Below are 12,781 nucleotides of genomic sequence, written 5' to 3'. Positions count from 1 at the left end.
ATACTATTCAATTATCAAAAATCTATTTACTTAACCTTATCTACAATTGTAAAATATCTAAATTATCTTCTTGATAATATGAATTATATATAATTCTACTGCTCATTTAAATAATTATAATACATTTTATACATAATTATCTAGTTATTCTAAAATTATCTTTAGTATATTTTATAAACTTAAGACGAAAATTTTTTCAATAGTTATTTTTACAATATGACTAATGCTGCAATAAAACTAACCCAACTCATAATATTTTTTACTTTATGGAAGAACATTTAGAAGATTATAAATATGAAGTATGTTACCCGTCATGAAAAAAGGTACTGGGCAAATATCTACTACTGCTTCTGCTGTAAATGTGCAAAATTATGTAAAGTTATCAGAAGAGAAAATTCATAAAATAATGACAGAGAACCAATACAAACTTAACTTATCAGAAAAACAAAAAATAAGATGGCATAAAAATGCATTTATTTGGTAATGAAGTATTATTTTGTTAAAAAGAAAACGCCGCTAAATTATCTTTAGCGACGTTTCTATTTTTAAAATGTAATTAAAATCCTATTTTGCAGCTTCTTTAGAAGATGGAAGAATTACTTCAACCTCAGAATGTGGACGTGGGATTACGTGAACTGATACTAATTCTCCAACACGTTGTGCAGCAGCAGCTCCAGCATCTGTAGCAGCTTTAACAGCTCCAACATCTCCTCTAACCATAACAGTTACAAGTCCGCCTCCAACATATTCTTTACCTATTAAATATACGTTAGCTGCTTTAACCATAGCGTCAGCTGCCTCAATTGATCCTACTAAACCTTTTGTTTCTATCATTCCTAATGCATCGTATTTCATTTTATAATCCTCCTAAATATCTTTTATTTATATTATAATTTTTAATTATAACCACTTATTTTGTTACTTTTTTACTTTACAATTGTTATTTTTGACTTTGAGTTAATGCCCATTGCATTAGCTTCTTCTATATCAAGATGACATTCAAGTTTTGAAGCATCATTAGCTCTAATAGCTACATTACTATATATTCCGCCTCTTAAATCGTCAAATTTTATACATACTGTATCTCCATCACAAACTCCTAAGTTTTTAGCATCTTCAGGTGTCATGTGAATATGTCTTTGAGCAACTACTAAGCCTTCTTCAATTTGAACAGAACCTTTTGGTCCTACTAATGTAATTCCAGGTGTTCTACTTAAATCTCCAGATAGTCTTACATTTGATGCTGCTCCAAGTTTAATGCAATCTCCATTTAATACTTCAACTTGAGTCTTACTTCTTACAGGCCCAAGGATTCTAACTTTCTCAATTGCACCTTTTGGTCCGCAAATTGTTACAAGTTCCTTGCATGCATATTGACCTGGTTGAGATAAGTCTTTAAGTTTTGTAAGACTGTAATCTGTACCAAAAAGACTCTCTAAATCCTTTTGTGAAAGATGTACATGTCTATTGGAAACTCCTACTGGAATCTCAGATGAATTTCCCTGAGATGCAGTTTTTTGTCCATCGTTTTTCACAGCTTCTAGTAAAAGCTTTAATACTGCTTCACAATTATCCATTAGTTTGCCCCTTTCATAGCGGCAACTATTTGATTAACTAAATCTAAAATCTCTTCATTTTTTGTGCTATCAGTATTGCATTCAGTGCAAGTATTATTATTGTTAACGCAAGCGTTATCTTTACTTAAAGCCGCTGCAGCTGCTGCAATTTGAGCTGGACTCATATTCATAAGTTGATTTTGTACGCTGTGACAATTCTCAGCAGTTTTTATACAGTTGAAAGTTGGGTCATTAGATGCTAATGTTGCGCAATCTTTTAAGCCATAAGCAACTCTCTTAATGTTTATAAGGTGCTCAGGAGTAACATTTTCAGATACTGAGCTTCCTCCCCATGTACCACAACCTAAAGTGAATGAAGGATTAAGACCTGTGCTTGCACCTGTTCCACCTTGTGTTCCACCAGTGTTAACAAGGATACGAGAAGCTGGCTTTTTAGCAAACTTCATAACTATATCTTTATTTTCAGTATGGATACTCATTGTGTGACCAATTCCATTTTGAAGTAATTCAATACTTAAATCACATGCTTGGTAACAATCTTTTACTGTATAGAATCCAAGAACTGTTGTAAGTTTTTCAAATGATAATGGATTACCTTCACCTACTCCATTTTGTCTTCCTATAAGTACTTTAGTTCCTTGAGGAATTTCAATTCCTGCAGCACTTGCAATAACTTGTGGACTTCTTCCTACAAATTTAGCATTCATTGCATGTCCATTTTTGAATAATAATTTACAAACTTTATCAGTTTCTTCTTTAGTCATGAAGTATCCACCATGCTTTTTGAACTCTTGAATAACTGCAGCTTCATTACATTCTTCACAGATTATTGATTGTTCTGATGCACAGATTGTACCATTATCAAAAGTTTTACTTGCCATAATATTTCTAACAGCTTGTTCTATGTTGGCAGTTTTTTCTATGTATGCTGGAGAGTTTCCTGCACCAACACCTAGAGCTGGTTTTCCTGCACTGTAAGCAGCTTTAACCATTCCTGGACCACCTGTAGCTATTATTATAGCAACTTCTTTGCTTTTCATTAACTCATTTGTAGCTCCAATTGAAGGTGAAGTTACACATGTTATAACATTCTCTGGTGCACCAGCTTCAACAGCTGCATCGTGCATTAATTGAGCTGCTTTAATTGTACATTTTGCAGCAGATGGGTGTGGTGAGAATACTATAGCATTACGAGATTTAATTGAAATCATAGCTTTGAAAATAGCAGTAGAAGTTGGGTTTGTTGAAGGTACTATACCCATAACTAAACCAACTGGCTCAGCAATCTCTATTAGCTTGTTTACCTCATCTTCTCTAATTATATCGATAGTTTTCATATCTTTAATTGATTCATATAGTATAGTAGCTGCTAAATGGTTTTTAAAAGTTTTATCTTCAACTTTACCAAAACCAGTTTCTTCAACTGCCATTTGTGCTAAACAAACTGCATTTTCTTCTGCAACTCTAACCATGTTACGTAAAATTTTATCGATTTGCTCTTCAGTATAATCAGCAATTTTATTAGCTGCTACCTTTCCAAGTCTAGCAAGATCTCTCGCTTCTTGTATTGAACGTAAATCTTTATCAAAGTTCTCCATTGGTCATTACTTCCTTTCGTAAACCTTACAATATCTAATTTTTCTCGTAATACAATTTGAATTTAGCAAGTAATTGATTTTTACCTGCTTTTGAAATTACTCTACCTGTAATTCCAAAATCTTTATATTCACGAGCTAGATTTCTAAGCTTAACTACCTTTAGCTTAGATAATATTAAAACGGTTTTTTCAATACCATTTTTAATAACTAAATTATCTACATCATCTTTATGTAGATTCTCTAAACTTCCTTTATGAAGTTTATCTAAATCATTGTCTAAAGCATCACTATTTTGAATTTCTTCAGTTTCTTGAATTTCTTCAATTTCTTCAGTTTCTTGAATTTCTTCAACAACTTCTAAGTCTTCTGCATCCTGGCTTTGCTGAGTCTCTTGAATTTCTTCAGATTCTTCAACTTTTTCATCAGATACTAAAATCTCTTGAGTTTCCACTGAAGATTTAGATCCAATTATGCTTTCCAACTCCTCATGAGGACGTGGAATTACATGCTCTGATACTAAAACTTCTTCATTAAGATTTTTAACAGCTGCTACTCCAGCTTCTATAGCTGCTTTTACTGCACCTACATCACCTGTAACTGCAATTGTAACAAGACCGCCACCTACATAGGTTTTTTCAATAATACTTACATCTGCAGATTTCACCATTGTATCAGCTGCCTCAATAGATGCAAGTAATCCTTTTGTTTCTATTAACCCAAGTGCTTGCATAGGTCAATCCTCCTAATCTTCTATAAAAGATCTGCCCAGTTAGCTGGATATGTTGTGTAGAATACCCTTGCTTTATCTGGAGAACCCCAAACTACCTTAGAACCAGATGGAACAAATAGCACATCTCCAGCATGAGCTGTATATGTTTTTCCATTGATTTCAACTGTTAAAGTTCCCTCAATAACATAGTCAATCTCTTCATAAGTTAATTCCCAATCAAACTTTGAATTTTCAATAACTAAAAATCCAGCACTCATTTTTGATTCTTCCTTACTTACTAACTCTTGAAAATAAGCCTTTGCATTTGGATTTCCAGTGTCGAATACGTCCATTTTTACTGTTTTTCCTCTAACAACTTTAAGTCCATTAGGATCACTTTCAGCTTCAAATAGAAGATTTTTGGGTTTTAAGCATTCAAGCATTTCTTGTAAAAGACCCTTGTCCATCATTGCTCTGAAGAAATTAAGCATCATTTCACTATCCATACCTTCTATGCTTGGAACCTTTTTAGCTTCTAAAGTCTCTATCTTAGGTGCAGGAGCTTCTGTAGTAAATAGTATTTCATTGTTCTTTGCAAGATCCTTAGCTGATGGTGTAATTATTTCACTACCATCTATATAAAATACTTTTTCACCCTTTAATATTAATTGTTCAATATCTTTTGCACAGATTAATTTTTTCATATTTTCACTTCCTTTCAAATAATATTGGTATCTATAAAAAACCTAAAATCCTATGATTATTTTTAAGAAAGATTGTGTTTAACCAAAGTTACAATCATTATCAACTATTCCAACAACAACTGCATCTACAGGTATATTATCATCGCCTAACATTCTACGAGCAGATGATCCAGTACTAACGATAACTCTATCACCAATACCTGCACTGATATTATCAACAACAATAAATCTACGTCCTTCATCTACTCCACCAATTTCCTCAGCAAGCATAAACTTAAGTCCGTTAAGTGATTCAGCTTTTCTAGTTGCCCATACATTATCAATAAGTCTTGCTACTATCATATTGTTTTTCCTTCTTTCATTTTCAGTTTAATCTCATTTATTGCAGATTCAACTGATGATGTGTCGCCAAAAATTCCAATTAAAACCATATGTTGGGGACATGTGCCCTTTATATCTTCAACAGTGACACCAGCACTTTTCTCAGCAATATCTGTAGCATATATCATATCGATAAGTTTGCCTTGAACAAGTCCTATTGCATCAACACCGTCTAATTTGGTTTTACAATTTCCACCAATTCGTCTTATAAGAATATCTTTAGTGCTCTGGGAAGGTGATTTTATAATTCTAAAATCCACTTTTAAACACTCTCCTTATTATTCCATAATATCTTGTGTACAACTTAATGCTATTCCAAGTGGTGTAACAAACATAGGATTCTTAGGTTTGTGAGTATAAACTCCAGTCTGTTTCTGAATAATTTCTTCAATTCCAGTCAAACAACAAGTACCACCAACTAAAGAAATTTCATTCACATCATGATTCTTGATATGCTGGTTAATAATTGATGACACCTTTTCAACTACTGGCTTTAACACAGGTAAAATTTCCTTGTGGTTTTCATTATCTCTTTTAAACTTATCTGCCTCTTTAAAAGGCATTCCATAAGCACCAGAAATAACTAATGAGAAATGAGTACCTCCTGTTGGTTCATCAACAACATAAACAACCTTTCCATCTTTTAAAATTGATATTCCAGTTGTACCACCACCGATATCAACAACTGCACCATTTTCAATTTTAAGTACAGCATTGGCAGCAGTAGGTTCATCTAACAGATTTGTTAATTCAAATCCTGCTGACTGAACTACATTTTTAATTGCTCCAGAATCTAAAGCATCTGTTCCAGGTGGAATTGCAGCAGCTGCATAAAGAAGCTCTGTATTCAATTTTTCCTCAATTTCCTGCTTAAGTTCTCTAACAATTCTTATGGCACCAATATAGTCTACAACCATACCATCACGAACCACATCTGCATACCTATACGCACCAGCCACCGGCTTATAGTTTTCATCTAAAACAGCCAATACTACACAAGCAGTACCTAAGTCCACACCTGTATAATAAACAGAAGAACCGTTAAGGATTGGCTTTTCTATAACCTCTTCAAAATCTTGAACCATCTTATCACAATATTCAAAAGTTAATTTTTTCTTTGACATTCTTTTCCTCCTACTGCTGAACAAATCAATTGAGACAGCGAATTAATTATTGAATTAGTGTTCTCCATAATTCTATTTTTTAAACCGTCATCATCATTTTTGTAGGTATCAATTATATCAAATTGTAATTCTCGCATAGCACAACGTAGTGCGTTCATTTTTAAAATTGCATTGCTTTTTTCAAGCTGCATATGAAATTCTGTTATTTCAAAACAATCATCAAGGTCAGTCATGAAATTTAATGGATTAATTCCAGTGCATTCTTTGCAGCAAATAGACTCAAGAACACCTTTTCCTTCCACAACATTTCTGATGTTTGATATTTTTCTACCTAAATTCATAACATTTTGTGCTAAAATGATATCTTCTCTTAATATTTCACTACTAGTAACAAGAAATACTGCCTCCATAGATTTCAACTTACAACAAAGTTTCTTCAAATATAAATTAGTGTTTCTCTCTGGTTTTACTGCTTCAGTCTTATTTTCTTGAGAAACATTTTTATCTTTTTTAGAATCATTATTATTCATTGTTATTCTCTTATCAGACAAATATTGAGCTGCTCCAGGTGTAAGGCGCTGTCCTTGTTGTAACTTGTAGGTATTAAAAGGTTCTTTTCGATATAAATCTCTCAAATACTCTTCGGTAATAAATTTCATCATTGACCTTTACTCCTCACCTTTTTCAAATAAATACTTTTTCAAAGCATCAATTCCTGTTGCCATTGGAAAACTAATATTAAAATATGGCTTTGATACTCCTATGTTCTTCAACTGTCGTAAACATTTTTCTTCATTTTCAGGTATCAAGTCACATTTTGTAATAACTCCAATCACCGGGCATCTAAAAGACTTTGCAAATCCATGGGAGTATATTTCATTGCAATTAGACTGATCAACCAATATAAGCACATGAGATGCATCTTGAGCTGCTGCTATTATATGCTTGTACATCCATGAATTTTCTAAATAAGCACTTGGAACATCAATAGTGTTTTTACCATAAATTAAATCTGGTGTTCGTTTTAGCGGACCATCATAATTATTTAGGGCATTAACTAATGTGGTTTTACCACATCTTGAAGGTCCAATTACCATTATCCGCTTTTTTCTCATGTCCTTGTAATGGGTGCCGGAGTAAATCCAAGCATATCTCTTAACGTATCGTTTACTGCTCCAAGTGCTGTTTCCACACTTTGAACATCGCCATTTATTACAACAGAACCTGTAAAACGATCAAGAAACCCAATTTCAACATTAGAAGACTTTGTAGCAATATCTGCTGCTATTATTGCAGTTTCATATGGAGAAAGAGTTAAAATCCCTATAGCTCCTTTTTCATCGATTCCAAGACGTTCATATATATCAGACATAGGTGACGCAATGATATGTGCTATTGTAATCTGCTTTCCTGGCACTGACTCTTGTATAACACGCTGTATGTTTCTATCAAGAAAATCTCCCATAAACCTTACCTTCCATCTTATTATCTATTTGAAAATTATTTAATGACGGATTACTTTTACATGTAAATCGTACTTTTTAATCCATCCTTCTATTCTATCTAAATCTTCATTCTTTAAACTTGGATCATCCTTTATAGGATATTCCATTCCTAATTGATTGTATTTATTTACCCCCATTTTATGATATGGAAGTAAGTCAATCCCTTTAAAATTTTTATAATCTTTGTATGGTGTTAAAAACTCCATAGTCTTTTCAATCTCATCTTGAGAATCATTTATACCTTTAAGTAAAGGCATACGAATCTTAACATTATATTTGCGGCGAAGTAGTTCTTGCAGATTTTCTAAAATCTGTTCATTCCTCACACCTGTTAACTGAAAGTGTCTATCAGAATTAATATGTTTAACATCAAATAGGAATAAATCTGTAAACTCCGCAACCTTAAGTACTGATTCAAGTTTTGCATAACCACAAGTTTCAATTGCAGTATTTATTCCTGATTGCTTACATGCCATTAACAGACTGCAAGCTGCTTCAGGCTGCATTAAAACTTCACCACCGCCTAATGTAACACCACCACCAGAAACTTCATAAAAAGTTCTATCTTCCTCTACAATCTCCAAAAGTTCCGAAATAGTTTTTACTTCTCCAACTATTGTTAAAGCAGATTTAAGACAAGCTTCTTTGCACTTACCACATCCGATACAATCAATATCACGATTAACTTCGTGCTTTAAAGTTTCATTAGATATGGTATGTATTCCAACAGGACAAACAGAAACGCAAGCCCCACAATTAACACATGAATTACTTTTAAACATAACTCTATGCTTTTTAACTAGTCCTTCAGGATTTGCACACCATTTACAACGAAGAGGACAACCTTGAAAGAATATTAAAGTTCTTACTCCATCTCCATCATACATGTTATATTTCTGTATATTAAAAATCGTCGCTTTTCGTTCGATTATACCTAAGTTTTCATTACTCATATTTTTCATTCTCCAGTTTCATTACCTTGATTTTTAATATATATCTTATTTATAATCTGTAATCTACAGAACACTGCTGCAGATTACAGATTTTATACAATTTTTTTAATTAAAAGTGTGTAAGCACAGTTCTGCTGATAATTTCATCTTGAACGTCTTTGCATAACTCAACAAAGAATGCACTATATCCAGCAACACGAACAATTAAATCACGGTATTGCTCTGGGTGTTTTTGTGCTTCAAGTAATGTTTTGTTATCTAAATAGTTGAACTGCATTTCTCCAAGCTGAAGGGCACATGCACTACGTAGTAATGTAATGATTCCATTTTCACCTTCAGGTGTATCAAGAAGACCCGCTACTAACTTGAAGTTATGAACCATACCTATATTCATATCCTCGCAAGACATTTTAGAAACAGATTTAATTATAGCAGTAGGTCCTTTAAAGTCAGCTCCTTGAGTTGGACTTATACCATCTGATAAAGGCATCCATGCTCTACGTCCATTTGCTGTAGCTCCTGTAAGTTGTCCAAATGGAGTGTTGTTTGAGATTGATAAAGTACCATGGCTAAGAACTGAATATAATGTCTTATACTTACGATGTTCTTGCTCAGTAAAGTTAATTAAATCCGCAGCAATTAAATCTGCATAATCATCATCGTTACCATACTTAGGTGCTTCTAAACAATCTTTTTTAAGTTGTTCATATCCAACGAAATCAGCTTTTAAAGCTTCGTTCATTTCTTGTAGTGTATATTTTTTATCTTCAAATACTAATTTCTTTATAGCTGCCATAGAGTCTGCATAAGTAGCAAGACCACTCCATACTACTCCTGGTCCGAAGTTATACATAGCTCCGCCTGCTTCTACTCCTCTACCATTTTCCATACATCCTTCATACATCATAGACATAAGTGGTTTTGGTGCAAGGTCTCTGTGAACACGTTGAGAAATTACTGTAGCAACACTTGTCCATTTAGTAATGAATTTAATTTGCTCTTTAACAGCTGCTTCAAATTGCTCGTAAGTTTTGAAGTTGCTTAGATCTCCCATATCTGGGCATACTTGCTTACCATACCATAGTGGTACACCATGGTTAAGAGTAAGTTCTATACATATAGGCCATTGAGTATATCCTGTAGAAGTCCATTGATATAATCTTCCTGACTTCTGTGGCTCAACACATCCCATTAAGCAGTAATCTCTTGCATCTTCTATAGAAACACCTTTAGCTAACATCATTTTTATATGAACGTCATCAAAGTGACATGCTGGGAATCCCATACCTGCACGGATAACATCAACTATCTTTTTAAGATACTTTTGAGGTGATGCTTTGTGTATACGACAAGCTAAAGTTGGTTGATATATCTTAACATGACGAACTGCATCCATTAGAAGGTATGTTAATTCGTTTGTAGCATCTCTTCCCTCTCTAGTAACTCCACCTAAACACATGTTAACGAATGGTTGGTAACCTGCGAAGAATTTAGAAGCTCCTTCACTTGTAAGCCACATCATCTCAGACATTTTTATAAGCATACAACCAGATAACTCAAATGCTTCAAAATCAGTCATACGACCAGCTTCAATATCCGCTTTGTAGAATGGGTACATATATTGGTCAACACGTCCTATAGACATACCTGTTTGGTTTTCTTCAACTACAAGTAATGATTCTATAGTCCAAACTGATTGAATTGCTTCCCAGTAAGTGCTTGGCCTATGAGCTGGAACTCTAGCATTTACTTCTGAAATTTTTAATAACTCAGCTTTACGAGTAGGATTAGTTTCTTTTGCAGCTAATTCTGCAGCATAATCTGACATACGTTTAGCGTATATCATAACACCCTCTGCAGTATCGATTAGAGATTTGTAGAAGTATATTTTTTCCATATCTTCTGGTCTTTCATAGCTAAGGTCAGCTAATTTCTCATTACATTCCTTTACTATGTCAAGCATACCTTTTTTCATTAAGATAACGTCGTATCCTGGGTTAGAGTCTCCTCCTCCATTTAATGCGTGGTATGAACAATCTGATACGAAAGATTCTCCAGAAAGTTCCCATACTCCAGCTTCTCTGTATTGACTCTCACAGTATTCATCAATTGATTTACCTTCCCAGAATGGGAATAATTCTTCACGCATGATCTTCTTATCTTCTTCTGATACGTAGAATGGGTCTTGAGCACGAGTTCCTATTGTATCAAGTTCGTCTCTCATCCATCTCCAAGATATATCAGGAGAGAAAGATCCAGCACGTGGTTGTCCATTTGGTGCACCAACGATAAGTTCATTATCTTGAATTACTAATGGTGCAGTTTCACAGCAACGCTTGAAAGACTTACCACGTAAAATTGCCTTAGGTATACCAGGGTTTTCTTTTGCTATTTGAGTAATAACTCTTGCTTTGTGAGTAGTGATTGTTGGTACATGAGTTAAGTATTTTTCCTTTAACTTAACTAAACGCTCTGTTATTCCATCTGGAATTTGACCATTATTGTCACACACAACACAGCTAGTAGTTGATTCATCCTTTGTTATTTCTTTGGAAACACTAGAAAACATCTTCATTAAACTAGCACGTTCTTCATCAGACATGTTTTGAGTTGCTTCCATAAACTTATTTGAAAATTCACGAATATCCAATTTATTCCCTCACATTCTTTAATATATTTCATACATTTTGTATGACCTATTATTTTAAGTCATTTAAAACTTTTTTCAAAATACTCTCTAATAGCTTAACACTATCAATTTCATTTGCGTTTAATTTATCTTTTAAAACTTCATAGTTGGAATCCTCTTTATTGTCCATCATGCCAACAATTTCATCTGCCTTACGAACCCCATATCCAACTTTACGTACATATATTAGGTTCATAGGTGATACATTATCTGAAGTCATTCCATGCCCTGCAGATCCACTGCCTAGAGTCATTGATGGAAACAAGTTTGTGGTTGCTCCCATACTTCCAAAAGTTCCTGGAGTGTTAACAAGTACTCTTCCAACAGGTTTTTTTAATGCAAATTGACGAATAACCTCTTCATCCTTTGAATGTATAATAAGTGTATGTCCATGTCTCTCACTAAGTAATAATTCTATACACTTTTCACAAGCATGCATCCAGTCATCTTCTATATAAAAAGCTAAAACAGGACAAAGCTTTTCTCTTGAATAAGGATTTTTTTGAGATACAAATTTTTGCTGAGAAATAAGAACTCTTATATTTTCAGGAACACTGAAGCCAGCCTTTTTAGCTAAAAATTGTGGCGATCTCCCGATCATATCCATGTCAGAACTTCCATCTTTGTAATATAAGATTGATGCCAATTTTTCAGCTTCTTCTTCTGTCATAAAGTATCCACCATTTTTAATAAGTTCTTGTTTTACTTCAGCTACTATACAGCTATCCACAACAATTGATTGCTCAGCAGCAGATACAACTCCATAATCGAAGCTCTTACTATCAATAATATCTTTAGCAGCTTGCTCAATATCAGCAGTACGTTCTATAAATGCTGGACCATTTCCATTGCCACCATAAATTACTGGTTTGCCGGACTTATAAGCTGCATCAAGCATTTGTGGAACCCCTGTATTCATTATTAGTGAAGTATCTTTATGATTCATAAGTTCTAATGAACCACTTGAAGTCACTGTATGCAAATATGCAAGTGCACCTTCTGGAAGCCCTACCCCTTCTCCAGCTCTAATTAAAATATCAATTGTTTTAGAAATTGTATTTTTAGCTCCTGGATGAGGTGAAAATATAATTGCATTTCCTGACTTAATTGCAATTAAGGCTTTATATATTGTTGTAGAAACAGGACTCATTGATGGAGAAAAGGCTATAATAACACCCATTGGTACTCCTATATCCTTTGTCTTGTTCATTTTATCTTCACTAATGACACCTACACAATTCATACCCTTAAGTCTATTTTTCAGATACTTACACACAAAGTGATTTTTAATATGTTTATCTTCCCACTTTCCACATTCAGTTTCCTCATTAGACATTTTTGCAAGTTCTTTTAAATGTTTTTCAATCTCTTCGGTCATACGTTCAACTATCTCATCAAGTTTTTCTTGTGGGAAAGCTGCTAGTTTTCTTTGTGCCTCACGAGCATTTTCAACAAGAATTCTCGCTTCCTGCATGGAGAGTAAATCATTATCAATAATATTCATTTTTCTCTCTCCTTTTTCTTATAAAAAATTTTTCTAT

The 12,781-nt window shown here is 33.7% G+C and carries 15 protein-coding genes; 1 reads left to right on the top strand and 14 read right to left on the bottom strand.

Features of this window, described 5'->3' with window-relative positions:
- Window positions 1-313 precede the first annotated feature (313 nt).
- Entirely contained in the window at window positions 314-484 is a 171-nt protein-coding gene (locus B3B03_RS01895; protein ID WP_346848815.1) for a hypothetical protein, read from the top strand.
- An 80-nt stretch (window positions 485-564) separates the two neighbouring features.
- Here the strand turns inward: B3B03_RS01895 and eutM are convergent, their stop codons facing one another.
- From eutM to B3B03_RS01825, 14 genes are all read right to left on the bottom strand, one after another.
- The gene (gene eutM / locus B3B03_RS01890; RefSeq protein ID WP_035134878.1) at window positions 565-855 is read right to left on the bottom strand and encodes an ethanolamine utilization microcompartment protein EutM; all 291 of its coding nucleotides are present in this window, start codon (window positions 853-855) and stop codon (window positions 565-567) included.
- Window positions 856-926: 71 nt separating this feature from the next.
- Complete coding sequence (locus B3B03_RS01885) at window positions 927-1,577, bottom strand: phosphate propanoyltransferase (protein ID WP_346876348.1); 651 nt, start codon at window positions 1,575-1,577, stop codon at window positions 927-929.
- Window positions 1,577-3,175, bottom strand: coding sequence for an acetaldehyde dehydrogenase (acetylating) (locus tag B3B03_RS01880; protein WP_346876347.1), 1,599 nt, complete (start codon window positions 3,173-3,175; stop codon window positions 1,577-1,579). The genes B3B03_RS01885 and B3B03_RS01880 overlap by 1 nt, the downstream gene beginning before the upstream one ends.
- A 34-nt stretch (window positions 3,176-3,209) precedes the next feature.
- Window positions 3,210-3,905, bottom strand: coding sequence for a BMC domain-containing protein (locus tag B3B03_RS01875; protein WP_346876346.1), 696 nt, complete (start codon window positions 3,903-3,905; stop codon window positions 3,210-3,212).
- Between the two features lie 20 nt (window positions 3,906-3,925).
- A complete protein-coding gene (locus B3B03_RS01870) occupies window positions 3,926-4,588 on the bottom strand; it encodes a cupin domain-containing protein (RefSeq protein WP_346876345.1) in 663 nt (220 codons plus the stop codon).
- A 78-nt stretch (window positions 4,589-4,666) separates the two neighbouring features.
- Window positions 4,667-4,930, bottom strand: coding sequence for a EutN/CcmL family microcompartment protein (locus B3B03_RS01865; protein ID WP_035134869.1), 264 nt, complete (start codon window positions 4,928-4,930; stop codon window positions 4,667-4,669).
- On the bottom strand, window positions 4,927-5,229 hold the full coding sequence (locus B3B03_RS01860) for a BMC domain-containing protein (protein ID WP_035134867.1): 303 nt from the start codon (window positions 5,227-5,229) through the stop codon (window positions 4,927-4,929). Before B3B03_RS01860 ends, B3B03_RS01865 begins: the two co-directional genes overlap by 4 nt.
- Window positions 5,230-5,247: 18 nt before the next feature.
- Entirely contained in the window at window positions 5,248-6,093 is an 846-nt protein-coding gene (eutJ, locus tag B3B03_RS01855; protein WP_346848810.1) for an ethanolamine utilization protein EutJ, read from the bottom strand.
- On the bottom strand, window positions 6,075-6,755 hold the full coding sequence (locus B3B03_RS01850) for a cobalamin adenosyltransferase (RefSeq protein WP_346848809.1): 681 nt from the start codon (window positions 6,753-6,755) through the stop codon (window positions 6,075-6,077). The genes eutJ and B3B03_RS01850 overlap by 19 nt, the downstream gene beginning before the upstream one ends.
- Window positions 6,756-6,761: 6 nt before the next feature.
- On the bottom strand, window positions 6,762-7,208 hold the full coding sequence (locus tag B3B03_RS01845) for a EutP/PduV family microcompartment system protein (protein WP_346848808.1): 447 nt from the start codon (window positions 7,206-7,208) through the stop codon (window positions 6,762-6,764).
- The gene (locus tag B3B03_RS01840) at window positions 7,205-7,558 is read right to left on the bottom strand and encodes a BMC domain-containing protein (protein WP_035134859.1); all 354 of its coding nucleotides are present in this window, start codon (window positions 7,556-7,558) and stop codon (window positions 7,205-7,207) included. Before B3B03_RS01840 ends, B3B03_RS01845 begins: the two co-directional genes overlap by 4 nt.
- A gap of 39 nt (window positions 7,559-7,597) precedes the next feature.
- On the bottom strand, window positions 7,598-8,551 hold the full coding sequence (cutD, locus tag B3B03_RS01835; protein ID WP_346848807.1) for a choline TMA-lyase-activating enzyme: 954 nt from the start codon (window positions 8,549-8,551) through the stop codon (window positions 7,598-7,600).
- Between the two features lie 109 nt (window positions 8,552-8,660).
- Window positions 8,661-11,201 carry a choline trimethylamine-lyase gene (gene cutC, locus B3B03_RS01830; protein ID WP_346848806.1) on the bottom strand — a complete coding sequence of 847 codons (2,541 nt, stop codon included), beginning with the start codon at window positions 11,199-11,201 and terminating at the stop codon, window positions 8,661-8,663.
- A gap of 49 nt (window positions 11,202-11,250) precedes the next feature.
- Window positions 11,251-12,744 carry an aldehyde dehydrogenase family protein gene (locus B3B03_RS01825; RefSeq protein WP_346848805.1) on the bottom strand — a complete coding sequence of 498 codons (1,494 nt, stop codon included), beginning with the start codon at window positions 12,742-12,744 and terminating at the stop codon, window positions 11,251-11,253.
- Between the last annotated feature and the right edge of the window lie 37 nt (window positions 12,745-12,781).

Origin of the sequence: Clostridium sp. UBA5712, from assembly GCF_002419845.1 — a bacterium.
Lineage (GTDB): Bacteria > Bacillota > Clostridia > Clostridiales > Clostridiaceae > Clostridium_J > Clostridium_J sulfidigenes.
Note: the sequence above shows the minus strand (reverse complement) of the source record. Positions and strands in the feature narration are given on the sequence as shown.

Coding starts and splice junctions, on each gene's coding strand:
- B3B03_RS01895 (WP_346848815.1), top strand. CDS start 314: ATGAAAAAAGGTACTGGGCAAATATCTACTACTGCTTCTGCTGTAAAT.
- eutM (WP_035134878.1), bottom strand. CDS start 855: ATGAAATACGATGCATTAGGAATGATAGAAACAAAAGGTTTAGTAGGA.
- B3B03_RS01885 (WP_346876348.1), bottom strand. CDS start 1,577: ATGGATAATTGTGAAGCAGTATTAAAGCTTTTACTAGAAGCTGTGAAA.
- B3B03_RS01880 (WP_346876347.1), bottom strand. CDS start 3,175: ATGGAGAACTTTGATAAAGATTTACGTTCAATACAAGAAGCGAGAGAT.
- B3B03_RS01875 (WP_346876346.1), bottom strand. CDS start 3,905: ATGCAAGCACTTGGGTTAATAGAAACAAAAGGATTACTTGCATCTATT.
- B3B03_RS01870 (WP_346876345.1), bottom strand. CDS start 4,588: ATGAAAAAATTAATCTGTGCAAAAGATATTGAACAATTAATATTAAAG.
- B3B03_RS01865 (WP_035134869.1), bottom strand. CDS start 4,930: ATGATAGTAGCAAGACTTATTGATAATGTATGGGCAACTAGAAAAGCT.
- eutJ (WP_346848810.1), bottom strand. CDS start 6,093: ATGTCAAAGAAAAAATTAACTTTTGAATATTGTGATAAGATGGTTCAA.
- B3B03_RS01850 (WP_346848809.1), bottom strand. CDS start 6,755: ATGATGAAATTTATTACCGAAGAGTATTTGAGAGATTTATATCGAAAA.
- B3B03_RS01845 (WP_346848808.1), bottom strand. CDS start 7,208: ATGAGAAAAAAGCGGATAATGGTAATTGGACCTTCAAGATGTGGTAAA.
- B3B03_RS01840 (WP_035134859.1), bottom strand. CDS start 7,558: ATGGGAGATTTTCTTGATAGAAACATACAGCGTGTTATACAAGAGTCA.
- cutD (WP_346848807.1), bottom strand. CDS start 8,551: ATGAGTAATGAAAACTTAGGTATAATCGAACGAAAAGCGACGATTTTT.
- B3B03_RS01825 (WP_346848805.1), bottom strand. CDS start 12,744: ATGAATATTATTGATAATGATTTACTCTCCATGCAGGAAGCGAGAATT.